This is a genomic window from Phytohabitans sp. LZ39, assembly GCF_059359075.1.
The window spans coordinates 165080-190875 of the sequence record NZ_JCADBM010000017.1; the positions used below are offsets into that span (position 1 = coordinate 165080).

The 25796-nt window shown below is 71.9% G+C and carries 23 protein-coding genes; 9 read left to right on the top strand and 14 right to left on the bottom strand.

All coding sequences use genetic code 11. The annotated features are described in order from the left end of the window. Positions 1-258 precede the first annotated feature (258 nt). Positions 259-885: a hypothetical protein gene (locus AC5L36_RS29640; protein WP_441215020.1), complete on the bottom strand. Its 627-nt coding sequence runs from the start codon at positions 883-885 to the stop codon at positions 259-261. Then, complete coding sequence (locus AC5L36_RS29645) at positions 882-1388, bottom strand: sigma-70 family RNA polymerase sigma factor (RefSeq protein ID WP_441215018.1); 507 nt, start codon at positions 1386-1388, stop codon at positions 882-884. Before AC5L36_RS29645 ends, AC5L36_RS29640 begins: the two co-directional genes overlap by 4 nt. Before the next feature lie 182 nt (positions 1389-1570). On the opposite strand from AC5L36_RS29645, the gene AC5L36_RS29650 reads away from it, so the two are divergent. Then, positions 1571-1786 (top strand): hypothetical protein, encoded by a 216-nt coding sequence (locus tag AC5L36_RS29650; RefSeq protein WP_441215017.1) that lies wholly within the window; start codon positions 1571-1573, stop codon positions 1784-1786. A gap of 393 nt (positions 1787-2179) precedes the next feature. Further along, positions 2180-2719: a DUF3455 domain-containing protein gene (locus AC5L36_RS29655; RefSeq protein WP_441215016.1), complete on the top strand. Its 540-nt coding sequence runs from the start codon at positions 2180-2182 to the stop codon at positions 2717-2719. A gap of 860 nt (positions 2720-3579) precedes the next feature. Here AC5L36_RS29655 and AC5L36_RS29660 read toward each other — a convergent pair. Next, positions 3580-4395, bottom strand: coding sequence for a methyltransferase domain-containing protein (locus tag AC5L36_RS29660; RefSeq protein ID WP_441215015.1), 816 nt, complete (start codon positions 4393-4395; stop codon positions 3580-3582). Between the two features lie 80 nt (positions 4396-4475). Here AC5L36_RS29660 and AC5L36_RS29665 point away from each other — a divergent pair, with 80 nt between their 5' ends. Beyond that, entirely contained in the window at positions 4476-4940 is a 465-nt protein-coding gene (locus AC5L36_RS29665) for a DUF5709 domain-containing protein (RefSeq protein WP_441215405.1), read from the top strand. A gap of 74 nt (positions 4941-5014) precedes the next feature. Then, positions 5015-6334 carry a Na+/H+ antiporter NhaA gene (gene nhaA, locus AC5L36_RS29670; protein WP_494909298.1) on the top strand — a complete coding sequence of 440 codons (1320 nt, stop codon included), beginning with the start codon at positions 5015-5017 and terminating at the stop codon, positions 6332-6334. A gap of 615 nt (positions 6335-6949) precedes the next feature. Here the strand turns inward: nhaA and AC5L36_RS29675 are convergent. Then, positions 6950-7444, bottom strand: coding sequence for a DsbA family protein (locus tag AC5L36_RS29675; protein WP_441215014.1), 495 nt, complete (start codon positions 7442-7444; stop codon positions 6950-6952). A gap of 67 nt (positions 7445-7511) precedes the next feature. Between AC5L36_RS29675 and AC5L36_RS29680 the strand changes: the two genes are divergently transcribed. The 3 genes from AC5L36_RS29680 to AC5L36_RS29690 are packed head-to-tail and all read left to right on the top strand — an operon-like array spanning position 7512 to position 9431. Beyond that, on the top strand, positions 7512-7916 hold the full coding sequence (locus AC5L36_RS29680; protein ID WP_441215012.1) for a VOC family protein: 405 nt from the start codon (positions 7512-7514) through the stop codon (positions 7914-7916). Then, positions 7900-8439 (top strand): YdeI/OmpD-associated family protein, encoded by a 540-nt coding sequence (locus AC5L36_RS29685; RefSeq protein ID WP_441215011.1) that lies wholly within the window; start codon positions 7900-7902, stop codon positions 8437-8439. The genes AC5L36_RS29680 and AC5L36_RS29685 overlap by 17 nt, the downstream gene beginning before the upstream one ends. Beyond that, positions 8439-9431 (top strand): helix-turn-helix transcriptional regulator, encoded by a 993-nt coding sequence (locus AC5L36_RS29690; RefSeq protein ID WP_441215010.1) that lies wholly within the window; start codon positions 8439-8441, stop codon positions 9429-9431. The genes AC5L36_RS29685 and AC5L36_RS29690 overlap by 1 nt, the downstream gene beginning before the upstream one ends. Here AC5L36_RS29690 and AC5L36_RS29695 read toward each other — a convergent pair. Then, positions 9364-9723 (bottom strand): winged helix-turn-helix transcriptional regulator, encoded by a 360-nt coding sequence (locus AC5L36_RS29695; RefSeq protein ID WP_441215008.1) that lies wholly within the window; start codon positions 9721-9723, stop codon positions 9364-9366. The two genes, AC5L36_RS29690 and AC5L36_RS29695, sit on opposite strands and share 68 nt — an antisense overlap. Before the next feature lie 88 nt (positions 9724-9811). Between AC5L36_RS29695 and AC5L36_RS29700 the strand changes: the two genes are divergently transcribed. Next, a complete protein-coding gene (locus AC5L36_RS29700) occupies positions 9812-10891 on the top strand; it encodes an NAD(P)/FAD-dependent oxidoreductase (RefSeq protein ID WP_441215007.1) in 1080 nt (359 codons plus the stop codon). 294 nt (positions 10892-11185) lie between these two features. On the opposite strand, the gene AC5L36_RS29705 is transcribed toward AC5L36_RS29700, so the two are convergent. After that, a complete protein-coding gene (locus AC5L36_RS29705) occupies positions 11186-11614 on the bottom strand; it encodes a nuclear transport factor 2 family protein (protein ID WP_441215005.1) in 429 nt (142 codons plus the stop codon). 89 nt (positions 11615-11703) lie between these two features. On the opposite strand from AC5L36_RS29705, the gene AC5L36_RS29710 reads away from it, so the two are divergent. Further along, positions 11704-12282, top strand: coding sequence for a TetR/AcrR family transcriptional regulator (locus AC5L36_RS29710; protein WP_441215004.1), 579 nt, complete (start codon positions 11704-11706; stop codon positions 12280-12282). A 917-nt stretch (positions 12283-13199) separates the two neighbouring features. Here the strand turns inward: AC5L36_RS29710 and AC5L36_RS29715 are convergent. From AC5L36_RS29715 to AC5L36_RS29750, 8 genes are all read right to left on the bottom strand, one after another. Continuing rightward, positions 13200-13961 (bottom strand): nucleoside/nucleotide kinase family protein, encoded by a 762-nt coding sequence (locus AC5L36_RS29715; RefSeq protein ID WP_441215003.1) that lies wholly within the window; start codon positions 13959-13961, stop codon positions 13200-13202. A 9-nt stretch (positions 13962-13970) separates the two neighbouring features. Continuing rightward, positions 13971-14666, bottom strand: a complete 696-nt coding sequence (locus AC5L36_RS29720) for a lysoplasmalogenase family protein (protein WP_441215002.1) — start codon at positions 14664-14666, stop codon at positions 13971-13973. 30 nt (positions 14667-14696) lie between these two features. Then, complete coding sequence (locus tag AC5L36_RS29725; protein WP_441215001.1) at positions 14697-15941, bottom strand: enolase C-terminal domain-like protein; 1245 nt, start codon at positions 15939-15941, stop codon at positions 14697-14699. Positions 15942-15990: 49 nt separating this feature from the next. After that, entirely contained in the window at positions 15991-17001 is a 1011-nt protein-coding gene (locus tag AC5L36_RS29730; RefSeq protein WP_441215000.1) for a LacI family DNA-binding transcriptional regulator, read from the bottom strand. Positions 17002-17265: 264 nt separating this feature from the next. Further along, positions 17266-17802: a hypothetical protein gene (locus AC5L36_RS29735; RefSeq protein WP_441214999.1), complete on the bottom strand. Its 537-nt coding sequence runs from the start codon at positions 17800-17802 to the stop codon at positions 17266-17268. Between the two features lies 1 nt (position 17803). After that, positions 17804-18463, bottom strand: a complete 660-nt coding sequence (locus AC5L36_RS29740; RefSeq protein ID WP_441214998.1) for a hypothetical protein — start codon at positions 18461-18463, stop codon at positions 17804-17806. 58 nt (positions 18464-18521) lie between these two features. Continuing rightward, a complete protein-coding gene (locus tag AC5L36_RS29745; RefSeq protein ID WP_441214997.1) occupies positions 18522-24341 on the bottom strand; it encodes a ThuA domain-containing protein in 5820 nt (1939 codons plus the stop codon). A 239-nt stretch (positions 24342-24580) separates the two neighbouring features. After that, positions 24581-25747, bottom strand: a complete 1167-nt coding sequence (locus tag AC5L36_RS29750; protein ID WP_441214996.1) for a serine hydrolase domain-containing protein — start codon at positions 25745-25747, stop codon at positions 24581-24583. Between the last annotated feature and the right edge of the window lie 49 nt (positions 25748-25796).

Here is a 25796-nt window from a genome sequence, read left to right on the forward strand (position 1 = left end):
GCGGGGCGAGCCGAGATCCCCGGCCTCCGCTGCCATGTCCGCGGTGCAAGACCCAACCGCGCAACCAACAGCGGACGGGTGAGGCCGCGGGGGTGACTGGTAGCGAAGGGTCAAAATTCCGCCATCGGTCTGCTGCGCCTGGCCGGCTTCACCAACATCGCCGTCGCCTGCCGCCACCACGCCCGCGACAGCAACCGACCACTGAACCTGCTCGGCATCGCTTGACCGACTTGCCGGCACCCTGGGGCTGGTGACGAGTCAGGGCTTGCACGTGACCGTGCCGCCGGGTGCCATCACGCCCGCGCGGATGATCACCCAGCGGCCCTCGCGGTTGGTGGTGCCAGACGGTGCTAGCTGGCCGTCGATGGCGAACACAACCACCGCTCCGTTCGGCAGCTTCGACGGTGTGATCCGGATGGTTCGACCGCCTTCAGCGTCCATGCTGAACCCCTCGCCGCCGTAGCCGGAGCCTGGGGAGGGCCAAGTACAGTCCCCGATCCGCACGATCGCCGGTGCGCGTGCTGCCGTCAGAGCATGTCGCAGTGCCGATGGGTCGACGACGTCGTTGGGGTGGCGAAGCTCCACCGTGATGGTGCCGTGCTTGTCGGTGACGACCGACAAGGCCGCGGCCAGCTGGGATGAGGTGGCCTCGGAGGCCAGCTGGGGTGGGGTGGCTTCGGATGCGGCTGGCGGCGCCGCGCCGCCCAGAACGCCGGCCGCGGCCACTGCGACCAGCCCGGCCGCCACCGCAAGCGTGCCCCCCGCAGCGGCGCGGCGTTGCCGGCGGCGGCTGCGGCCGCGTGCCAAAACCGCCTCCAACGGACGGTTCATCCGCACACCGGCGAAAGAGTCTTTTAAGGCGTCCAGCACCTGGTTGTCAGTCAACGTCCGTCCTCCTGAACATCAACGGTGGCCAGCAGCTCGCGAAGCGAGGCGACAGCACGCGACAGGTGCGCTCTCACAGTGCCCTCCGCAACGTCCAGCACACGCGCGGTCGCCTCGGTGTCCAGGTCAAGGAAAATCCGCAGCACCACCACGTCACGCTGCCGCGCGGGCAACCGGCGCAGCGCGGCGAGGACCTTGGCATCCACGCCGGCGTCCACGTCGACGCCTGCTGCGGCGTCGTGGCCATCCAGCCGTACCTCACGCCGGCGGCGACGCCACCACGACACGTGCGTGTTGTAAGCGGTCCGGACCACCCACGCCTGCGGCGCGGGATGGCGGCTGACCTTGCTCCACGACGCCCACGCCCGCGCGAACGCCTCCGCGACAAGGTCCTCCGCCAGCGCCGCGTCGCCGACCGCCGCCAGCACCGCCCGCACGCACCCGTCCCGGTACGCCGCGTAGAACTCCGCGAAGTCCTCCTGAACCCCTCCCACATCCCACATACGCTTCAGCGTTCCGATCCGCTTACCTCGCCAATCCCACAGTCAGAGTGCCCGCCGATCTGGGCGGCGTTCAAGACGAGCGTGCTCGGGCGACGCGCAAGCATCGGCACCGCCCACCGGGCATGAGCGAGCTTGCCACGCAGCGACACCAGGCCCCCGTGCGTAATAGCACGGAGGTAGCAATGAAGAACCCCGACGTCGGCCCCCCTCGCCCCAGGCGCACCCGCGGCCTCGACGTGTTGCTCGTCGTGCTGGCGTTTGCCCTGCTGGCCCTCGCCATGGCGGTAATCCTGTATCTGACCTCGCAGCCGCCTGCCTACGACTCGAGCCAGGTAGTCAACACGCCCGCGATCCAAGAACATGCCGTTCGACCAGTGACGACTTTGCCGAGTCCCTGACCCGGTGCCCGTCACCAGCTCGAACAAAGCGGCCGGATGCAACACCACCCGCAGCCGCAAGACCCGCTGAACAACGCGCGGCGGGCGACCGACCCGCGCCCGAAGCCTGCGGCCAGTCGACAGCCCTCTCGGGCCGCCACTGCGGCTAATACTCCAACATCACTTGTGTGTTGCGGGGTGAGTCTGCGCTGGTAGTGGGCTCGTCTGGCTCGGGCTTGGACTTTGCGTCGCCATTGGGACCAGGCGATGGCGTGGGCGAAGTCGCGAACGGCACCCAAACCCGCCGGTAACAGGGGCCTAATCCATCCGGTCCTCTTTTAAGCGACAGCTAATGGTGTTCATGTGCGGTAGCCCCATAGGCTCGCTGCGACCACACTCTGGGGGGAGACAAACGTGCGAAAGTCCACAATGGGGCGTGCCCTGGCCTGCGCCGCGCTGCTCGCCGGCGCCCTGATCGCCGGTTCCGGCGCGAGCGCCTCGGCCGTGCCGTCGCTCAAGCCCGCACCACCCGCGCTCGCGCCGCCGGCCGGCAACGTGCTGACCGCCGTCTTCGCCGCCCGCGGCGTGCAGGTCTACCAGTGCACGGCGGGCGCGTGGGCCTTCGTGGAGCCGGCCGCCAGCCTCAACGGGTTCTCCTGGCGTCCCAAGGGCCACCACGACGTGATCCACTTCCGGGGGCCGAGCTGGCAGTCCACGGAGGACGGTTCGCTGGTCGAGGCCCGCGCGGTCGCCAACTCGCCGGTGCCCGGCTCGATCCCCGAGCTGCTGCTCCAGTCGACGCGCAACCGCGGCGACGGCGTCTTCGGCAAGACGTCGTACATCCAGCGGCTGGCCACCCAGGGCGGAGTCGCCCCAGCCGGCGCCTGCGTCGACGGCGCGACGGCGGGCGTGCCCTACCGGGCGGAGTACCGCTTCTACTCGCCCGTTTCGTAACCCCTTACCCGCCCGGGATTCGGGCTACCGCGAAGTCCGTCGTGGTCCGGACCCAATGCCACTCACCCTAAGTTGATCAAAGGGCCGGCCTGGACATTCCGGGGGCGCGGGCGACAGGACCGGCGCGGGTCCACCGCTTCACAGGGTGGGCCGGACTCACCGGCCACCGTCTGTGACGCAGCGTCAGCGGGCTCAGGTAGGAAACTACGAGATCTAGGAGAGTTAAGGCTGATATGGCGCCCTAACTCTCCAAGATCTCGAATTTCAGGCCGCGCGCACGGTGGCGGCGGTTACTCAGCGCGACGAAGCCCTTGTTTCGATCTCCGCCGGCTGTTCGGCAACGGGCATTGTGGACAAACACCGCTACATCCGCCGGGGCAAAGGGGTTACCGCGACAAAACGCGAGGGTGAGCCGCGGGAGCAACGGACCAGACCAGGGTCGACTCACGGTGATTGGCAGTGGATCCGGACCGTTGCTTCGCGGCCTCACCCGTCCGCTGTTGGTCGCGCGGTGTGGTCTTGCGGCGCGGGCATGGCAGCGGAGGTCGGGGGTTTCGGCTCGCCCCGCGAGCCGCCGGCCTCCGCGGTCTCCGGCGGGAGCGGCGGTCCGCGGGTGACGCGGACCCGGGACATGGTTTGGGTTTATGGGGTGGCGCCGCCTGCGTCGGTGCGGCCTGAGTGAGGTAGAGCACGTAGGCCACTCGCGGCCTTTGGACGGGCGACCGTCGCGGGCTTCACCGCCGACCCGCGCCCCGCCCAGCGGCTCGGGCGAGAACGCAAGCCGACGACCGGGCCCTGGTGACCGTTATCACGGCACCGCCCGAACGGCACGACGGGCGGCGACCCCCGGCTTCGAGGGCTTAGTCAAGGCCGCGGGCGGCGACGGCCAGCCAGGTCTGGAAGGGGAAGGTGATGCCGTCGTCGTCGGTGTACGGCGCAAGAGTGCGCTCCAGCTCCGCCGCCATCTCCTCGTGCCGGGCCTCGTCGAGCCCGCTCACCGGCTCGGCCAGCGGTGTGCTCACCACCTCGCGGCGCAGAAACTCGCGCGCCGAGGGAAAGCGCACGTCGACGATGCCGATCCGCACCCGCACCGCGCGAAAGCCCGCCGCGGTCAGGAGCCGGTGCAGGTCGGCGCGGTCCGGGCCGGCGAACGGCTCGCGCAGGATCATGCCCGCGTCGGTGCCGACGTAGCGGTCGAGGACGTCGACCACGGCGACGAACGCCGGGTTGACCTCGATGCCCCGCCACACGGCGACCGCCACGCGGCCTTCCGGCGCGAGCACCCGGCGCATCTCGTGCAGCGCGCCGCGGTGGTCGGTCACGAACTGGAGCCCCTGCTGGCACGTGACGAGGTCGTAGCTGCCGTCCGCGAACGGGAGCTCGACCGCGTCCGCCTGCCGCCACTCGACCTCGCCGGGCCCGGCGGCGGCCGCGGCGGCGAGCATGCCCTCGTTGACGTCGATGCCGGTGACCGCGCCCTCGCCGCCGACCCGCGCGGCGGCCAGCCGGGCGACGATCCCGGTGCCGGTGGCGACGTCGAGCACCCGCTCGCCCGGCTTGACTTCGGCCAGCTCCAACAACTGCTCGGCGCACCCGGTGAAGAACGCGGGTACCAGATACTTCTCGTACGCACTCGCCGGCCCTTCGCCGGCGACCTGCCATCGTGGACCCCCCATGAGCGGCACCCTACCCGGACGAGGTGACCGGTAATCAATGAGCGCCGAGGGGCCCGGTCGGCGCGTTTAAGCTGTGGACCATGACGCAGGACGACTCGCGCGACGACATCCGGCAGGGCGACGAGATCGAGGACGACGGCGTCCTCGACACGTCGGACACGCTCGACGACGACCGCGTGGACGACCCGCTGGACACCGGCATCGCGCCGGCCGACCGCTGGAGTGGTGCCGACCGGTACGGCACGACCGCGGCCGAGGAGCGTGCCGGCGAGTCGCTGGACCAGTACCTTGCGCAGGAGGAGCCGGACGTCGACCCGTACTCCGACGACAGCGACGCCGACGAGGACGAGCTGACCCGCCGCGGCTACGAGCGGGAGGCCCGCGCCGGCCGCCTGGTCGCCGACGACGAGGGCTTCGGCGAGGACGAGGAGCCCGACTCGGTCGGCTGGGACCGGGGCATCGACGGCGGCGGCGCGAGCGCCGAGGAGGCCGCGGTCCACGTGGTCGACGACCCGGACGGGCCCGGCGACGGGCCGCTGCGCTGACCACGGCGTCGCTGCCGCCACGGCCCGGCCCCCGGCCGCGGGTCAGCATCCCGGTACCGCACGTCTCCCAGCCGCTGCAACGCTTCCTCGCCACCGAGGCGGGCGGCGCGATGCTGCTGCTCGTCGCGGCCGTGGCGGCGCTGGTCTGGGCCAACCTGCCCGGCGGCGGCTACGAGTCGTTCTGGCACACCGAGGCGTCGGTGCACGTCGGCGACGCCTCACTGGCGCTCGACCTGCGGCACTGGGTCAACGACGGCGCGATGTCGCTGTTCTTCCTCGCGGTCGGCCTGGAGATCAGCCGCGAGGTCACGGTCGGCGAGCTGCGCAACCCGCGCGCGGTGTTCGTACCCGTGCTGGGCGCGATCGGCGGCATCGCCCTGCCCGCGCTCGTCTTCGTCGCGTTCAACCCGTCCGGGCCGGCCGTGCACGGCTGGGGCATCCCGGTCTCCACCGACACCGCGTTCGTGGTCGGCATCCTGGCCCTCTTCGGCCCGCGCTGCCCCGACCAGCTCCGCCTCTTCCTGCTCACGCTCGCGATCGCGGACGACATCGGCGCGATCACGATCATGGCGGTCTTCTACTCCGAGGGCGTCTCGATGACCGCGCTCGGCCTTTCCGCGCTCTTCGTGGTGCTGCTTGTCGTGCTGCGGTGGGTGGGCGTCTGGCAGCTGCGGCTCTACGTCGTGGCCGGCCTCGGCCTCTGGGCCGCCGTGTACGCCTCGGGCGTGCACCCCACGCTCGCCGGCGTGCTCCTCGGCCTGCTCGTGCCGGCGACGCCGGTAGACCCCCGGCAGCGCGAGTGGCTGCGCTTCTACGGCCGCGCGGTGATCGAGCGCGCCGACGCCGCCCGCGCCCGGCTCGCGGTGCTGGCGACCCGCGCGACCGTGCCGGCCAACGACCGCCTCCAGGACGCGTTGCACCCGATCAGCGCCTACGCGGTGGTGCCGGTCTTCGGGCTGGCCAACGCGGGCGTCCGGCTCGACACGCACACGCTCCGCGAGGCGGCCACCTCACCGGTCACGATCGGCATCGTCGTGGCGCTGCTGGCCGGCAAGACGGTCGGCATCAGCGCCGGCAGCGCGCTCGCGTTGCGCACCCGCCTCGGCGACCTGCCCGGCCGGGTGCGGTACGGCCACCTCATCGGCGGCGGGCTGCTGGCCGGCATCGGCTTCACGATCTCGCTGTTCATCACCGACCTGGCCTTCGAAGACGAGACGCTCCGCGACCAGGCGAAGATCGGCATCCTGGCCGGGTCACTGCTCGCGGCGGCGCTGGGCTCGCTCGCGCTGCGGTACCTGGGCGAGCGGCTCCCGCTGTGCACCGTCGACGAGGACACCGGGCCACCGTCCCTCCCCACCGGCCCCTGGCGAGACCCGACCCTCACCCAACCGTAGGACCCTTTTGCCCCGGTCCGCGTCACCCGCGGGGCCGTCCGCTCCCACGGGCCGCACGCTCCCACGGGCCGCACGCTCCGGCCGGCGGCGAGATCCCCGACCTCCGCTGCCGGCTCCGCGCACCAAGCCCAAACCCCCGGCAGGCGACTCGCGCGCCTCGCCCGTGCCGTCCCGACGGCCATCGACCCACGGGCTGAAGCAGGTCGACGCCGCGGGGCGCCGTCCCAGACGGCCGCGACAATCAGCACCTAACGCTGATGATCGTTCGCCCATTACCCGCACTCTTCCCGGCGTGTCGTGTCGTTTTCGGGCGAACGATCAAGACGCCGCATCGCCAACCGGTGGAAAGGGAGTGGGCCGACGATCACGGCCATGATGGATCTCCTGCCCGCACAGGGTGGGCCGGCCTCGCCGGCCACCGTCTGTGACGCGGCGTCAGCGGGCTCGGGTAAGAAACTTCGAGCCGCGTGCACGGCGGCGGCGGTTACTCACCGCGACGAAGTCCCCGCTTCGATCTTCCGCCGCCTGGTCGGCACCAGGCATAACCCGAGAGTGAGCCGCGGGATCAGCGGACCAGAGGTAGGGCTGGATCACGCGGACGTCGTGGCCACCGCACTAACGGTGGAGGCCGAGCGCGCTGCGCAGGGCGTTGAGCTCCACCCGGCCCTGGTACAGCCGACCGTTGACGAAGAGGGTGGGTGTGCCGCGCACGCCGGCCTCGATGCCGGCGTTGTAGTCGGCCTCCACCGCCTCGCGGTGCGCCTGGGCCGCGTCGCCGGTCACCTCGCCCTCGACGCCGGCCGTCTTCGCGTACACCGCCAGGTCGGCGTCGGTGAGCCGGTCCTGGTGGGCGAAGAGCAGGTCGTGCATCGGCCAGAACTTGTCGCCGGAGGCTTCCGCGGCCAGCGCCGCCGTGAGCGCGAACGGGTGCTTGGTGAACACCGGGAAGTGCCGGTAGACCAGCCGCGCCGCGCCGCCCGAGCCGTCGATCAGCTTGCGGAGGACGGGCTTGGCCGCGCCGCAGTACGGGCACTCGAAGTCGCCGTACTCGATGATTGTCGTGGGCGCTTCGGCCGCGCCGTACACGTGCCGGTCGAGATCGACTGTCACGCCGCCAGCCTAATCTTTTCCGCCTTGAGGAACTGGAGGTTCCGCAAGGGCCGATAGCGTGAGCGTCATGAGCCTTCGCGGATTTGCCACCCTCAACTTCTGGGCCGACGACCTCGCCGCCGCGGCGACCTGGTACACCGAGTTCCTCGGCGTCGCCCCGTACTTCAACCGGCCCGGATATGTCGAGTTCCGGCTCGGCGACCACCAGGCCGAGCTCGGGATCATCGACCGGCGCTACGCCCCGGCCGGAGTCACCGGCGAGCCCGGCGGCGCGATCATGTACTGGCACGTCGACGACCTCGCGGCCACCGTCGAGCGGCTGATCGCGCTCGGCGCGAGGGAGTTCGAGCCGATCACGCCGCGCGGCGACAGCGGCTTCGTCACCGGGTCGGTCGTCGACCCGTTCGGCAACGTGCTCGGCGTCATGTACAACCCCCACTACGTCGACGTGCACGATGCACGAGTTTCCTGACGCCGCCGCCTGGGAGGCGTGGCTCGCCGATCAGCACGCGACGAGCACCGAGGCCTGGCTGCGCATCGGCAAGAAGGGGAAAGGGCTCCCGCTGATCGCCATCGCGGACGCGCTCGACGTCGCCCTCTGCTACGGCTGGATCGACGGGCAGCGCCGCTCGCTCGACGAGGTGTCGTTCCTCCAGCGATACTGCCCGCGCCGCCCGCGCAGCTCCTGGTCCCAGGTAAACGTCGCCAAGGTCGCCGCGCTCACCGCCGCCGGCCGGATGCGCCCACCGGGCATCGCCGAGGTGGAGAAGGCCAAGGCCGACGGGCGGTGGGAGGCGGCGTACGAGTCGCAGCGCACCGCCGAGATCCCGCCCGACCTCGCCGCCGCGCTGGCCGGCGACCCGGTGGCGGCGGCCGCCTTCGCGCGCCTCAGCCGCTCCGACCGGTACTGGATCATCCTTCAGCTCCTCAAGACCCGCACCCCGGAGGGCCGGGCGAAAAACGTGGCCCGGACCGTCGAGCGGCTCAAGGGCTGATGCTGGAAACCTCGGTACGCCTGCTGCGCCTCATGGGACTGCTCCAGTCCCGCCGCGACTGGTCCGGCGCCGACCTCGCGGAGCGGCTCGGCGTCACCACCCGCACCGTCCGCAACGACGTCGAGCGGCTGCGCATCCTCGGATACCGGATCGACTCGAGCACCGGCACGGCCGGCGGTTACCGGCTCGGCGCCGGCCGCGCGCTGCCGCCGCTGGTGCTCGACGACGACGAGGCGGTGGCCGTCGCGGTCGGCCTGCGCGCCGCCGCCGCCGGCTCGGTCACCGGCATCGAGGACACGTCGCTGAGCGCGCTCACCAAGCTGGAGCAGACGCTGCCACCCCGCCTCCGCGGCCGGATCGACGCGTTGCGCGCCGCGACGGTGTCGGCCGCCGGCGGCGGGCCGACCGTCGACGCCGAGGTGCTGACCGCCGTCGCGGGCGCGGTCCGCGACCAGCTGCGGCTCCGCTTCGACTACGCCGACCGAGGGGGTACCGGCTCCGTGCGCGAGGTCGAGCCACACCGCCTCGTCTACACCGGCCGCCGGTGGTACCTGCTGGCCTGGGACCTCGATCGCGACGACTGGCGGACGTTTCGCGCGGACCGCATCCAGCCGCTGCCGCCGGCCGGTCCGCGGTTCGCCCCGCGCGAGCCGCCGGGCGGCGACGCGGCCGCGCACGTGCTGCGCGGCGTGGGCGCGCGGGCGTGGCGGCACCAGGCGCGGATCCGGCTACACGCGCCCCTCGCCACGATGAACGAGCGGATCGAGCCGGGCGGCGGCATGCTCACCCCGGACGGCGACGGCGCCTGCGTGCTGGAGACCGGCACCGACTCGCTGCGCGACCTCGTGATCTACCTGACCAAGCTCGACGTCGGCTTCACCGTGCTCGACCCGCCCGAGCTGCGCGACGTGCTGCGTGACCTGGCTACGCGCTATCTGGCGGCGGCAGATGCTCCTCCGCCCACTCGGCCAGCTGGTGCAGGGCCGGCATGAGCGCCTCGCCGCGCGCGGTGAGCGCGTAGGAGACCGTCACCGGCGGGCCCGGGTCGACCGTGCGCGAGATCAGGCCGCTGTCGGTCAGCTCGGCGAGCCGGTCGGAGAGCACCGAGTCGCTTACCCCGTCGATCGCGCGGGCCAGCTCGCGAAAGCCGGCCGGGCCGGGGCGGAGGCTGCCGAGCACCACGCCGGTCCAGCGCTTGCCGAGCAGCGTGAAGGCGCGGGCCAGCGCCGCGTCGCCGCGCTCGCAGGCGGCGATGTCGACGTGTTGCGCGGATCTCACTGCCACCCGCCCATACTAGCCACTTCGCTGGTGCTAGCTTTTTCGAAGCAGCTATGCCAACCGGTGTAGCACCGAGATGACGAGTGGAGTCCCAATGAGCCCCAGCGTGGTTGTCATCGGCGGCGGGTACGGCGGCTACAAGGTCGCCAAGGCCCTCGACGAGGTCGCTGACGTGACGCTCGTCGACCCGTCCGACGCGTTCCTGCACAACGTCGCGTCCTGGCGCGCGCTGGTCGAGCCGGAGTGGCTGGACCGCATCTTCTTCCCGTACGACCGGCTCCTGCGCCACGGCCGCTTCCTGCGCGACCGGGCCGTCGAGGTCGACGGGCGCCGGGTCACCCTCGCCTCCGGCACCCGACTCGAACCCGACTACCTGGTCCTGGCCACCGGCTCGTACTACCCGTCCCCGGCCAAGTGGGGCGACGCGGACTCGGCCACCGCGCGGGCCGGCATGCGGACGAGCCACGAGGCGCTGCGCGGCGCCGGGCGGGTGCTCGTCGTCGGCGCCGGTCCAGCCGGGCTGGAGCTGGCAGGCGAGATCAAGAGCACGTTCCCGGACAAGCGGGTGACCGTCGCGGACCGCGCGGCGGACGTGCTGCCCGGGCCGTTCGACCAGGAGCTGCGCGAAGAGCTGCGCCGCCAACTCGACAAGCTCGGTGTGGAGCTGGTGCTCGGCAGCCCGCTGCGCGCCCTGCCGCCGGCCGAGCCGGCGACGTCCGCCGCCGTCTCGGTGACGACCGAGGATGGCGAGGAGCTGGCTGCCGACATCTGGTTCCGCTGCTTCGGCGTCGTGCCTGCCACCGGGTACCTGCGCGGCACGCTCGCCGAGGCCCGCGACGAGGCCGGCTACCTGCGGGTCGACGACCAGCTGCGGGTACACGGCCAGGAGCGGGTCTTCGCGGTCGGCGACATCTCCGACGCCGAGCGCAACATGGCGGGCCTGGCCGGCATCCAGGCCGACTTCCTGGCCGCCAACCTCAAGGTGCTGATCACCGGGGACGGCGAGCTGGGCCGTTACCAGGTCAACCCGCCGATGATCGGGGTGCCGCTCGGCCCGGAGGGCGGCGCCGGCCAGCTCCCCGGCGTCGACGGGGTGGCCGGCCCGGAGCTGATCTCCAACATCAAGGGCCGAGCGATGCTGGTCGAGATGCACACGGAAAACTTCGCCGCCTGAACGAGGTGCGGGGGTGCTGCATGCCCACGGCACTCCCGCCCATCCCTTCTCCACCAGCGCCACGGACGCGGTCAGCGTGCCGTCCCGGGCCGGCCTCGACGGTGCGGGTCGCGGTGTTCAGGTGGGCGCCGGCGGCGGGCCGGCCACCGCGGGCGCCGTGGGCGCGGCGGCCACCAGGACGGCCGCCTCTCCGTCGGGCCGCCGCCACGGCCGTCGGGCCGCCGCCACGGCCGTCGGGCCGCCGCCACGGCCGTCGGGCCGCCGCCACGGCCGGTCAGGCCGCCGCCATGGTCGTCAGGCCGGTGTGGAGGCGAGAGTGGCGAGGAGGGGCGCGAGCTGGCCGCGGGCGCGGGCGCTCGCCAGATGGTGGATGTAGTCGCGCGACTCGACGATCTCCCCGTCACGAACGCGCAGGACGAACACGCACGGCACGCCCACCGCCCCCCGATACTCGAACTCGGCCACGATCACCTCCGGGTCGGCCGTCTCGTGGATCGTGATGTTGGCCGGCCGGCGGTCGAACGACACCCCGGAGGAGCCAGCCGCGGCGAAGTGCGCCCGGATCTCCTCGCGGTCACGCAGCGCCGGCGCACCGAGCGGATGGAAGGGATGCGTGACGTGGGTGCGCTCGGCGTAAAGATCGGGCAGCTCCGCCCACCGCCCCTCACACACACCGTGCACGAGCCGGAGGAACACCTCACGCGGACTGAGATCGCTGGTCATGAGAACCTCGCAGGTGGACGCGACAGTTATCCGAAGTCGATACTCCGACTATACGGAGTGCAGACTTCGGTAGTCAACGGAGGCGGGCATTGGACGTTCCGGCACGACGGCGGGCGCCGCGCGCCGACGCCCAGGTCAACCGCACCCGCATCCTCGACGTGGCCGAGGACGTCTTCGGCGCCGGCGGCGAGACCGCCTCGACGGAGGAGGTCGCCCGGCTGGCCGGCGTCGGCATCGCCACCGTCTTCCGCCACTTCCCGACCAAGGCGGCACTGCTCGAGGCGGTGCTCGTGCGCCGGTTCACCCGCCTGCGCCAGCGGGCCGACGCGCTGCTCGACGCCGGCGACCCGGGCCGCGCGTTCTTCGACTTCTTCGGCGACCTGGTGACCGACGCCGCCACGAAGATCGCCATCGGCGACGCCCTACTGGACGCCGCTGGCGACCGTGGGTCGGTGTCCGAAGCCGCACAGGGCCTGCGCCGCGCGGTCGGCGCCCTGCTCGACCGCGCCCAGCGAGCCGGCGCGGTCCGCGACGACGTCGAGCTCCCCGAGGTGTACGCACTGCTGGTCGGCACCTCGCGCGCCGCCGCGCACGCCGCCCTCGACGACGAGGTGCGCGCCCGCGTGCTCGCCATCGTCTACGACGGCCTGGCCCCACTCCCCCGCTGACCCGCGCCGCACGGCGGTCACGCGCCGGCCGAGGATCTTCGACCAGGTCGTCCAGAGACCCTTTCGACGTCGCGGCCGCCGTCCGTCGTGACGTCACTTCGAGGCAGATTTCCCACGTCCGCGTCAGCCGCGGACCGTTTGCTCCCGCGGGCACCGCTCCCGGCCGGCGGCTCGCGGCGCTCGCCGAAACCCCGGCCGTCCACTGCCGACTCCGCGAGACAAGCCCCGCGGCCCCGCTCCGGCGACCAGCTTCGAGATTCAGATTCGGGGTGGCTATGCCCACTGAATCCGTTATTTGGAAAGAGATTTGAGCTACCGCGACGTCCGTCGTGGTCCAGACCGCTGCTCCCGCGGCCTCACCCGTCCGCCGTTGGTCGCGCTCACCCCAGCGCGCAACCGGCCGGCAGGAAAAAGGGTGCGGGTGACGGAGCTCGCGCCAGGCGGTGGTCGACGTTTGTCCACAATGTATGTTCCGGTCGGCGATCCGGGAAAGCAACGGGGGTTGTCGTCGCCGCGGGTAACCGCCACGACGGGTGTGAGCGGCGCGAGATCCGAGATCTAGGAGGCTTAGGGCGCTATTTCAACCCTAAGCCTCCTAGATCTCGAAGTCTCGACCCATGAGCTGGTGACGCTGCGTCAGGATGGCGCAGGTAGGCCCCGCGAAGACCCCGGCGGGGCTTGTCTCGCGGAGCTGGCAGTGGACGGCCGGGGATTTCGGCGAGCGCTGCGAGCCGCCGGCCGGGAGCGGTGCCCGCGGGAGCATACGGTCCGCCACTGACACGGACGCGGGCAAATCTGCCTCGAAGCAACGCACGACGAGCGGCGACCCCGAAAGGTCTCTAGATCTCGAAGCCCCGACCCGGGCTGGTCATGCTGCGTCAAGATAGCGGAGGTAGTGGTCGACGCCTGCCCGCGACTCAGCGCCCAACCCGCCCCGGGCGGAGCTCCAGTAGGGACATGTCGACCACCAGGTCGGCGGCGGAGCGGGAGGCGGCGATGAGCCTGGCGTTGGGGTCGTCCACTATGGAGACCCAGCGGGCGGCCTCCTCGGGCGACTTGCCGAACTCGATGTGCCGGGCGACCAAGCGCGACCGGCGGATCGGCTCGTCCAGCTCGACGTACCACGTCTCGGTCAGCTCCGCGCGCACCGAAGGCCACGGCTCGACGTCGGCGAGCAGGTAGTTGCCCTCGGTCACGACGATCCGCGCCTCCGGGTCGACGCCGATGCTGCCGGCGATCGGCTGCTCCAGGTCGCGGGCGAATCCGGGCGCCCACACCGTGCGCCGGCGGTCGGTGCGCAGGCGGCGGAGCAGCGCCAGGTAGCCGTCGCCGTCGAAGGTGTCGATCGCGCCCTTGCGGCCGCGGCGGCCCAGGCGGTCGAGCGCCACGTCGGCCAGGTGGAAGCCGTCCATCGGGACCAGCGCCGCCGGCACGCCGGCCGCGGTCAGGCCGCCGACCAGGAGCTCGGCGAGGGTGGATTTGCCGGCGGCGGGACAGCCGGCGATCCCCAGGATCACGCGCTCGCCGAGCCGCCCAGGCGGCCGGCCCGCTCCGCGCTCCGCGGATCCGAGCTCCCCGCGTTGCCGGCCCGCCCTGTCCTCCCCGGATCCGAGCTCCCCGGCCCCGGCGTGGGCGGCCTCGGCCAGCGCCACCGCGCGGGCCACCAGGTCGTCGAACACGTGGCTACGTTACGCGGGCACCAGGTCGGCGGGGCGGGACACCGGCGTGGTGGGCTCGGGCCGAGCCGCGCGGGCGGTCCAGCCGGAGACGACGAGTGCCTGGCCGAGCAGGTACGTGGCCATCACCAGCGCGCCGCGGCCGGGCAGGTCGGCGGTCTCGGCGACGCCGACGCCGATCAGCGTGTCGGAGGCGAGCAGCAGGCCGCCGCCGATGCCGGCGCGCCAGCCCCACGACGTGGCCGTCGCGGCCATCAGGGCCATCAGCGCGCCGTAGCCGGCCATCGGCAGGGCCACGCCCCGCTCGCTCAGGCCGGGCCACAGCCAGACCAGCGCGCCCGCGGCCGCGGCGCCGTACCCGGCGAGATGGAGCCACCGGCGACGGCGGCGGAAGGCGCCGGTGCGGATGAACTCGACGGCGTAGATGCCGTACGCCAGCGCGAAGAAGACCATCCCGACCATCAGCGCGACAGTGCCGCCGAACTGGAGGGTGACGTCACCGGCCCAGGCGAGTGCGAGCGACAGCAGCAGCCGGCGGGACACGCGTGCCCCGCGCTCGCGGTGAGCGGCCACCGCGTACAGCGCGAGCACCGGCATCAGCAGGGGCTTGGTGATGTCGCCGACCAGGTCGCCGTGCACCGCCACACCGGCCACGTGGACCGCGCCGAGCACGGCGAAAAGCACCGCCGCCTGCCACGAACGAGACATCACCACACTATGACAGCCGCACGCGCATGATCACGGCGATTCGATCGCACCGTCGGGCCGCCGCACGCGGGTGGCCCAACGCTCGTGCCCGTACCGCTTCGGCGGGTGCTTCGCCGCCTGTTCCTCGTCGATGTCGATCCCCCAGCCCGGCGCGTGCGGCGGCTCGACGTACCCGTCGCGGGCCCGCGGCGTGCCCGGGAAAATCTCGTGCACCACGTCCGGGTACGCGTGGCCCTCCTGGATGCCGAACGCGGACGTGGTCATGTCGAGCGCGAGGTTGGCCGCCTGCCCGATCGGTGACACGTCGGCCGGGCCGTGCCACGCGGTCTGCGTGCCGGTCAGCTCGCACAGCGCGGTCAGCTTGCGGGCCGGGGTCAGCCCGCCGACGGCCGAGACGTGCAGGCGCAGCAGGTCGACCCCGCCGCTCGTGACCAGCCGGGCCGCCTCGGCGACCGAGCCGAGCTGCTCGCCGGCCGCGATCGGCACCGGCGAGGCGGCCCGCACCTCGGGCAGCCGGTCGTAGTGCTCGGGCGCCACCGGATCCTCCACGAAGAACAGGCGGTAGGGCTCCAGAGCGCGGCACAGCGCGATCGCCTGCTTCGGCGTGAGCCGGCTGTGCACGTCGTGCAGCAGCGACACCTCGGCACCCAGCTCCGCGCGGGCGCGGGCGAAGAGCTCGGGCGTGACGGCCAGGTATCGCTGCACGTCCCAGCCGTCCGGGTAGGGCGCGCGTGGGTAGCCGCCGGGTGTGCCGGGTGCGCCGTACGTGCCGAGGCCGGGACCGCCGGTCTGGAGCCGGATGTGGCGGTAGCCCGCGTCGACCAGCGACCGCGCCTGCGCGATGGTCTCGTCGATCGTGGCGCCGGAAGCGTGCGTGTAGAGCGGCACGGCGCCGCGTACCCGGCCGCCGAGCAGCTCGTAGACGGGCACGCCGAGCCGCTTGCCGAGGATGTCCCACAGCGCCATGTCGAGCCCGGAGAGCGCGTTGTTGAGCACCGGACCGTTTCGCCAGTACCCGGACAGGTGCACCATCCGCGTGATGTCTTCGATGTCGCCCGGATGCCGGCCCACGACGAGCGGCGCGAGGTGCTCGACCGCCGCGGCCACCGCCTCGAAGCGCTGGGTGAACGTGGCGCACCCCAGGCCGTACAGGCCGGGCTCGTTGGTCTCGACGCGCACGACGACGAGCGTCACGTCCGGCGCGGTGACGATCGGGCGCACTCCGGTGATCCGCAGGCCGTCGCGCGGTGCCCACGGCGGAAGGTAGTCACTCACGCGGTAGTACCTCCACCGTCGCGCAAAACGCTAAGACCTCGGCAACTTACTACGCCGACTGCCGGCGCACCAGCCGCGCCGGGATGACCACCTCGGTGGACGGACCGGTGACGGTGCCGGAGATCCGCTCCAGCAGCAGCCGCGCGCACGCCCGGCCGATCTCCCGCGCCGGGTTGGCCATCGTGGTGAGCTGCGGCGTGACGAGACTGGCCGCCTCGATGTCGTCGAAGCCCAGCACCGCGAGGTCGTCCGGCACCCGCAGCCCGCGCTCGCGAGCGGCGTCGACCGCGCCGATCGCCATCATGTCGTTGGCGCACATGACCGCGTCCGGCGGCTCGGGCAGCTCCAGCAGCCGCCCCACGCCCTCCGCGCCACCGGCCCGGCTGAACTCGGTGTACGCGACCAGCCGCGGGTCGACCGCCACGCCCGCCTCGGCGAGCGCGGCCCGGTAGCCGGCCACCCGCTCGGCCGCAGGCCCCTCGGCGGCCGGCCCGCAGACGAACGCGATCCGCCGGAACCCACCGCGCAACAGGTAGCGCGCCGCCTCCGCGGCACTGCCCTCGTCGTCGCTGTGCACGAGATCGACGCCGGGCAGCGCCTGGCGCCCGCCGAGCCGCACGACCGGGATGCCCGCGTCGATAACAGGACGGAGGTCGTCCGCATGCGTGTGGAACACCGCGAACGCGATGCCGTCGACCTGCCGCGAAATCATCTTGTCGAGGGCATGGCGCTCGAGGTCGCGCTCGCCGTTGGTGTTGGTCACGATCTCGTCGTATCCGGCCGGCCCGAGCACATCCTGCAACCCGCGGGCGAGCACCGGGTAGAACGGGTTGGTGATGTCCGGTATGACCAGCCCGATGGTCAGGCTCCGCCCGGCACGCAGCCCGCGCGCGACGACGTTGGGCCGGTAACCCAGCTCCTCGATCGCGTCGAGCACCCGCCGCCGGGTCGCCTCGGAGACCGGGCGCCGCCCGTTGAGCGCGTGCGAGACGGTGGTCGCGCTGACCCCGGCCAGCGCCGCGACCTGTCCGATCCGTGGCCGGCCGCCGCGAGACGCCACCTGCGCCCCCTCTCCCGGCGGGTCGTCGCCCAGGTGCCTCACATCCCGGCCGGCCCGCTGTGCGGATGCTACTCCGTCCCTCCACCCCGCGGATCCTCCGCGCCGCGCCTCTTGGCCACCGCGCGCACGCCCGTCACCTCGCCGGCCAAACCCATTTCTCGAAGCCAGATTTGCCCCGGTCCGCGTCACCTGCGGACCGTATGCTCCCGCGGGCCGCCAGGCCCGCGGGACAAGCCCAAACCCGCGCGCCGGCGGCGACCGCGGTCAGGCGCGGTCGGCCAGGGATTTCATGCGGTGGCGACCGACCACGGCGAGCGCGATCACCGTCCCCAGAAACAGGGCCGCGCCGGCCACCCACCAACGCCACGTGCCGCCGCCGTCCGATGTGTCCGAGGCGGGTGCCGGGGGTGGCGCGGTCTGCGCGACCCGCGCCTCGATCGCCGCCTCCGCCTTGCCGGCGTTGGGCTCCGGCGCGACAACCACGACCGTCCACCTGCCGGGCGTCAGCACCGGGCCGCTGGTGTAGAAGCCCTGACCCTCGTTGGCGGGGTTGAGCTGCACCGGGCCGACCTTGCGGCCGCCCTCGCCGGTGGCGTTGAGCACCAGCCGCAGCACCTGGTCCGCCACCGGGTGACCGTCCTTTTTGTACGTCGCGCGGACCGTCACACCGGTCGCGCCGTCGCCGGCGACGTCGAGCACCAGCGGGCCGCCGTGCGCGGCCGCCGGCGCCGCGGGCCACAGGGCGAGCAGGGGCACGACCGCGAGTACGGCCAGGAGCCTGCCCAGAAGCCTTTGGGGCATGTCACTTTCCTTCCGGTGCGCCGTCGGCGGTCAGCGCCCCCTGCCCCGGCGCCGCCGGCAGGAAGACGTGGGCGTGGCCGTTGCCGGAGTCGATGTTGAGCACGTCGAGCTGGGTGGCGGCCGTGGACCAGGTGGCGACCGCGATCTCGCGCTGGCGGCCGGCCAGCTCGAAGAGCGCGGGCGACGGCTGGGCGAGCGCCGCCGCGTACGTGTCGACCGCCGCGTCCAGCGAGCGGACCGCGGCCGCGAGGCCGGAGCGGGCGATGTTGACGCCGGTGCCACCGGACGGCGGGTTGGCGAAGTCTTCCACCGCCTTGCCGGTGACCGCCTGCCAACGCTCCACATCGGACTTCGTCGCCGCCCGCGACGGCGGCAGCGCGGCGCCCATCCCTTCGAGCACCGGCACGAGCGCCTCCCGCACCTCGCGCGCCTTGCCGGTCAGCTCGACGATCTGCGCCGCGTCCCGCTTGGCCTCCTCGGCCTGTAGGGACGCGACCTTGTCGTCCACCGGGGAGGAACCACCGGCCGCGACCGCCCCGATCGGCCCGGCCAGCAGCGCACCGAGGGCGAACGCGATCAGGAGTGGCGCCACGCGCCGCCCCGCCGACGGGCCGGACCGGACGCCCCGTGCCGCCGGGCGGGCTTTGACCTTGTTGCTCATCCGAAGCCTTCCGAAGAGGTGGGGCCGGCCGGTGCGGTGGCCGGCCCCACGCGATCGGTTAGAGCTTGCCGCCCTCGGGCACGCGGGTCGCGTCCCCGTCGAGGCGGCCGGTGCCGGCCAGCGACACGCCGCCGTTGGCCTTCTTGCCGGCCGCCGACGCCTGACCGCCCAAGCGGACGATCATGGCGTTGGCGTCGCGTACCAGCACGCTCCGCACGTCCGGGTCGGTCACCAACGTAGTATCCGACGCCAGCCCGATGAACGCTTGGAGCTGCTGGATCGCCCGCTTGTCGTTGCCGGTGGCCTCGGAGACCCTGGCCGCCTCCAGCTTGTTGGACAGCTGGCGGTGTGCCTTGGTGGAGAGCTGGCCGGTCGACTTGAACCGGTCGATCAGGTTCTGCATGTCCCGGAACGAGGTGGTGACGAAGAACCGCACGTTCGCCGTCGTCTCGTTGCCGGCCTTGTCGGTGGCGGTCACCACCAGCTCGTGGAGGCCGAGCGTCAGGTCGTACATGACCTGGAGCGTGCCGGACTGGAAGGGCTTGCCGTCCAGCTTGCCCACCAGCGACTGCACGCCGGAGGTCGGGTCGACCGCCTGGAACGTGACCCGCACGTCCTGGCTGTCGCCGTAGAGCTGGCCGTCGGCGATACCGGAGACCAGGACCGTCGGCTTGTCGCCGTCGATCCGCAGCACCGCCGACTTGAGCGTCTCGACGTTGCCGGCCTTGTCCGTCGCGCGGTAGAGCAGCTCGTGTTCGCCGTTGCCGGTCACGTCGACCGGCTGCGTGTACGGCGTCCACGGGCCACCGTCGAGCGACCACTCGATCTTCTGGACACCCGAACCGGCGTCGGTCGAGGCGAGTGTCACCGGTATCGCCCCCGCGTGCCACCCGCCGTCGGACGGCGGCGCGAACGTCGCCGTCGTCACCGGCGCGGTCGCGTCGATCTTCACGGGTACCGACTTGGTCGCCTCCACGTTGCCGGCCTCGTCGACCGAGCGGAAGCGCACCTCGTGCGTCCCGTCCCCGGCGACCAGGATCGGCTCGGTGTACGCGGTCCAGGTCGTGGCGCCGTCGAGCTGGTACTCGGTGCGGGCCACCCCGCTGCCGCCCTCGTTGTCCGTCGCGGCCAGCGTGACGGTCGCGGGGCCGGTGTACCAGCCCTCGACCGCCGTGCCGTCCACAGTGGCCACCGTTACCGGCGCGGTCTCATCCTCTTCCTCCTGCTCGGTGCTGAGCCGGAAGTAGTCGAACGAGACCGTCTTGCGAGCGGTCTGCGGCCCGCCGAGCGAGAACACGCCAACCTTGGGTGTGGCGCCAACAGCCGCGTTGGTCAGCGGCTCGAGCGCCGTCCAGGTCTGCCCGTCCGCCGAGTACGACGCGGTGTAGACGTTGCCCACCTTGGCCAGCCGCAGGTACCACACGGCCGACGTCAGGCCGGTGGGGCCGGGCTGCGGGTTCTGGATCACGGCGGCGATCTCACTGCGAAGCTCGATCCGCCGCGACACCGCCGACCCGGGCGAGTTGTCCACGACGAAGTCGAACTTCAGGTAGTTGTCGTCGTCGCCGTACACGATGAGGCCGCCCTGCTGGTACTGCTCGTTCAGCAGGCTGCCGTCCACCTTCGTCTCCATCGTCCAGTCGCCGGACGGCGCCTCCTGGAGGATGAAGTTCGTCGGTGCGGTGTTGGGTGTGGTGTAGATGTCACCATTCGGGACGTCGATGTGCAGCGACCCGCCCTGCACCCGGTACGCGGCCGGGTCCTCGTGGAGGATCGCGTCCCAGCGGCACTTGTCCAGGCTCGTGCCGTTGAACTCGTCGGACGGGGTCACCGGTCCGGCGGGCTCGTCGGGCGAGATCTGGAACCAGTCGAACGTCGCGTCGATCACCGGTGCGGTCCCACCGCCCTGGAGGGCGAAGAGGCCCACCTTCGGGTTGGTGATGCCGGCCAGGTCGGCCGCCCGGCCCACCGGGGTGAAGGTCTGCCCGTCGGCGGACATCGCCGCGGTCAGGTTGGTGCCGTCACTCGTCACCCGCAGGTAGATCGTGTCCGAACCGGCCGGTGCGGCGGCGCTGTCGGCACCCTCGTTGCGCGGCGTGCCGGCCGTCTCCCGGATGAACTCGACCCGGCGGCTGCCGTTGTAGAGCATGTCGACCTTGGCGTAGTTCTGGTCGTCGCCGTACACGAGGAGACCGGCCTGCTGGTAGTTGGCCGCCGCCGCGATCGTCACCTTCGTGGTGGCCTGCCAGGCACCGTTCGGCGCTGGCTGGAGCACGAGGTTGGCCGCGGTGTTGGTCCCGCCGTAGAGGTCACCCACCGAGGTGGGCAGGACCAGCGATCCACCCTGGACGGAGTAGAGCTGGTTCTCCCGGACCACTGTGGACCAACGCGTCTTGTCGAGCGTGGTGCCGAGGAAGTCGTCCGAGCGTGCCCCGAAGCAGGACGTGTTCGGCGCGTTCACCTTCACGGTCGCGGTGGCGTACCCCTTGGCACCCTTGCTGTCGGTCACCGTCAGCGTGGCGGTGAACGTGCCCGGCGCGTTGTAGGTGTGCGTGGCGTTGAGCGTGTTCGCGGTGCCACCGTCACCGAAGTCCCACGCGTACGTCAGCGGCGTGTTTCCATCCGCGTCGGTAGCCGTGCCGGTGAACGCCACCGCGAGCGGCAGCGTGCCCGTCGTCGGTGTCGCGGAGACGCTCACCACCGGCGGCGCGTTGTCGGTGACGCCGCGGCCGAGGAAGTCGACCCAGTTCACGTTGAACAGGCCGCCGCCGCCCGTGTCACCCGGGTTGTTGCGGGCCACGAAGTAGAGCGGTCCGCTGGCGGTCTGCGGCGCGGGCAGGTCCACCGAGACGTCGGTGAACATCTGCCACCCGCCGGTCGCCGGCACGGTGGCGGTGAGCAGCAGCGGGCCGTCGACCGCGCCGGTGCGCACCTGGATCGTGCCGCCGTTGCCACCGGAGGCGACCCGGAAGCGCAGGGTGTCGATGCCGGTGAGGTTGGTGGGCGAGAACGACCACCAGTCGCCGTCCTCGATGAACCCGATGTTCTGGAAGCCACCGGCCGTGTCACTGGTCGTCTCACGGACCACGCCGGGGTCGCCGGTGCCGAGGCCGTCCGGCGCCTTGCCGGTGGCCGCGAAGTACTCGGCCTGCTTGCGCTTCGGCTGGAGCACCTCGACCGAGCGGCCGGTCAGCGGCTTGGATCCGCCGGAGCCGCCGCCGTCGGTGTACGTGGCCTCGAGGATCGTGAACACGTTCGCCTCGGCACCGTGTGAGGCCGCCAGCGCGGTCTGCACGGTGCCCTCGCAGCCGGTGTACGACTGCATCGGGTGGTTGTGCTCGTCGTGACCCAGGTAGACCTGGAGGTTCACCTTCGAGCAGTCGATCGTGCCGTCCTCGGGGTCGGTCACCTTGACCGTGTACTTGATCTGGTCGCCCCAGTCGAAGAACCCACCCTGCGGCGGGAACTCGATGGTCACGGTCGGCGTGGTGTTGCCGACGGTCACCGGCACGTTGGCCACGGCCGTGCGGCCCTTGGGGTTGGTGACGGTCAGCTGGGCGGTGTAGTTGCCGGCCGCCGTGTACTGGTGCGACGGGTTGGCCTGGTCGGAGGTGCCACCGTCGCCGAACGTCCAGGCGTAGGTGAGCGCGCCGCCGTCCGGGTCACGCGAGCCCTCGCTGGAGAACTGCACGGTCAGCGGCGGCTGGCCCGACGTGGGCTCGGCGGAGGCGACCGCGATCGGGGCCCGGTCGGCCGCGATGTAGTCGATCCGGTAGACGCCGGAGTTGTCGTTGTTGCCGCCGAAGCCGGTGCCCCACTCGATCATGTAGAGCGCGCCGTCCGGGCCGAACTCGAAGTCCATCGGCCGCAGGAACGTCATGCCGGTCAGGATCTGGTTGATGTCCACAAGGGACTTGGCGTCGTCGTCGAGCTGGAACGTGTACATCTTGTTCTGGTTCCACTCGCCGAACATCGCCTTGCCGTCGTAGTACGCCGGCCACTTGCGGTCGGAGGTGAGCGCGGCGTCGTACCGGTAGACCGGGCCGCCCATCGGCGCGCCGCCGCCCCCGATCTCCGGGAAGAGCGGGTTGCCGCTGTAGTCGTAGTCGACGGTGGCCGCCTTGGCCGCCGGCAGGTTGGTCAGGCCGGTGTTGTTGGGCGAGTTGTTGACCGGCGCCGCGCAGTCGAACTTCGCGCCGCTCGGGCCGGACGGGAACGTGTAGTCGTTGTACGCGTAGTTCGCGCCGTGGCAGTACGGCCAGCCGTAGTTGCCCGGTGTGACCACGTTCCACTCGACCGTGCCCTCGGGACCGCGGTCGGGGTTGGCCGCGTTGGCGTCCGGGCCGTAGTCCGCCACGTACAGCGTGTCGGTCTGCTTGTCGATGCCGATCCGGAACGGGTTGCGGAAGCCCATCGCGTAGATCTCCGGCCGGGTCTGCGCGGTGCCCTCGGGGAAGAGGTTGCCCGCCGGGATCGTGTACCCGCCGCTTGCCTGCGGCTTGATCCGGATCACCTTGCCGCGCAGGTCGTTGGTGTTGCCGGAGGTGCGCTGGGCGTCGTAGTCCTGCCGGCCCGGCCGCTCGTCGATCGGGGTGAACGAGTTCGACTCGAACGGGTTGGTGTTGTCACCCGTGGCCAGGTAGAGGTTGCCCGCGCCGTCGAACACCATGCTGCCACCCGCGTGGCAGCACGTGTTGCGCTGCGTGGTCACCTCGATGATGGTCACCTGGCTGCTCAGCGCGATCGAGTCGCCCTGCACGGTGAAGCGGGCCACCCGGTTGCGGGCGATGCCGTCGTTGGGCGCGTAGTAGAGGTACACCCAGCCGTTGGTGGCGAAGTTGGGGTCGAGGCGGATGCCGATGAGGCCGTCCTCGTTGCCGGTGAAGACGTCGAGGTCGATCGCGGTGACCGTGGTGCGGGTGTCCGGCTTGACGATCTGGACGCGGCCGTCGCGCTCGATGTAGAAGACCCGGCCGTCCGGCGCGATGTCCAGCTCCATCGGGTTGCTGGTGTTGCTGTCCAGCGTCACCTTCTCGAAGCTGCTGGTCTGCGAGGCCGCGCAGTCGGAGTCGACCGCGCCGGCCGCGGTCTGGATGCCGCCGAGCAGGTGCGCCAGGAAGTTCGGCTCCGAGTACGACTCGATGGTGTGGCCGCTGCCCGTGTACCAGGAACGGCCGCCGTCGAAGTCGTGGCACCACGCGGTCGGGTGGTCGGCGCCCATCGCGCCCGCGCCCGGCGTGTAGCTGCGCTCGTCGAGGCTGGCCAGCACGTGCACGTCGGCCCGCGGGTTGGTCTGGAAGTTGTACCACTCGTCGAAGCGGGACCACTTGGCCGGCAGCGAGGCGGTCGACGGGTGCGCCGGGTCCTCGACCTTGATGGTCGCGGTCTGGTTGGCCGGGTGCGACGCGAAGTACGCGCCGACCAGGTCGCCGTACCAGGCCCACTGGTACTCGGTGTCCGAGGCGGCGTGGATGCCGGCGTAGCCGCCGCCGGCGCGGATGAACCGCTCGAACGCGGCCTGCTGGTCCGCGTTGAGCACGTCGCCGGTGGTCGAGAGCCAGACCACCGCCGCGTACTTGTCGAGGTTGGCGTCGGTGAACGCGCCGGCGTCCTCGGTCGCGTCGACGGTGAAGCCGTTGTCCGCGCCGAGCTGCTGGATCGCCGCGATGCCCGCGGGAATCGAGTCGTGGCGGAAGCCGGCCGTCTTGGAGAAGACGAGGACCGAGAAGGGCTCGGCCGCCGCTGCGGCCTGTTGCGCTATCGGGGCGGCCTGGACCGGTGCCGGTCCGGCCACCAGCGCGGATGCCGCGGCGAGGAGGGCCGTGGCGGCGAGGAGGAGGGGACGTCTGGCACGGTGAGCTCGGCGATTTGCGGGCACGAAGGAACTCCTTCGCTGGATGAGGACAGCGGGATATCTCGCATCGGCTCGCCGAAGACCGATGCGCGTGGGGGGTAAGGCACGGCGCCAGCCCGCCGAGGCCGCCACCGCAATTTGTCATCTGACTAAACGAATTAAGCCAACGGGAACCGTCGATGGCAAGTCACGTTCAGGTAACACAGCCCGGCCGTTCGGACGAATCGCTCGTCGTCACGGCCGGGCTGTCCCCCTATTCGTGATTAGCAAAGAATGTCCGCCACCGCCTGGTCCGCCCGGTGATACACCGCGAGAGCCTCCTCGTCGCCCGCGAACCGGGTGCTGATGGCCAGCACCACCGCGCGGCGGCCGTCGCCGGTCACGCCGTCGACCGTGCTGGTGCCGGGCACGTCGCCGCCGTGGCTCCAGTAGCCGCCGCAGGACGTGGGTATCCACATGACGCCGAGGCCGTACCGGACGCCCGGCCAGACGTCCTCGAACGCCTCGGCCGGCACGGTGCGGTGCATCTCGGCCATCTGGCGCGGCGCCAGCAGGCGTCCGCTCTGGAGAGCCTGCCAGAAGCGCACCAGGTCGCTCGGCGTCGTGACCAGGTCACCGGCGGCCCAGCCCCAGCTCACGTTGAGCAGCGTGGTGTCGAGCAGCGGCCCGCCCGGCTCGAACTGCTGGTAACCCTTGGCGTGCGGCCTGGGCAGGGTGGGCACGTCGCCCGGCGAGTACGTGCGCGACAGCCCGAGCGGCCGCGTGATCCGCTCCCGCACCACCGACGCCCACGCCTTGCCGGTGAGCCGCTCGATGATCATCCCGACGAGGATGTAGTTGGTGTTGGAGTAATCCCAGCTCGTGCCCGGTGCGAAGACCGGCTCGTGCTTCATCGCGATCGCCACGAGCTCCTCCGGGTCGAGGTGCTCGAACCTGTGCTCCAGGTACTCCTCCGCCGAGTTCAGCCCGGCGAGGTCGTTCGTGTAGTTGTAGATGCCGCTGGTGTGCTGGAGCAGCTGGCGCACGGTGACCTGCCGCCCGTCGTTGCCGTTGCCGGAGACCACGCCCGGCAGCCACCGGTCCACACTGTCCTCCAGCGACAGGCGCCGCTCGGCGACAAGCTGGAGGAGAATCACCGCGGCGAACGTCTTGGTGTTGCTCCCCATGCGAAAGTAGCCGTCGTGGGGCACGGGCGCGCCGGTGCGGATGTCGGCCACACCGGAGCGCGCCGTGCTCGTGCGGCGCCCGTCGGCGGCGATGCCCTGCACGCCGGTGACCCCCAGGCCGGTCAGGTCGTCGGCGGCCTGCTCCAGCAACCGCCGGTCGCCACCCGCCGGCGCCACCCCCGCGGCGGCACCGGTGGCCGGCACGACGACCAGGACAGCGGCCAGGGCGACCCCGACCGCCGCCCTGCCCGGATGGATGCGCATAGATCTCCTCCTCCGTTGGGCTCACATGTCCTATGTGCACCCTACGAAG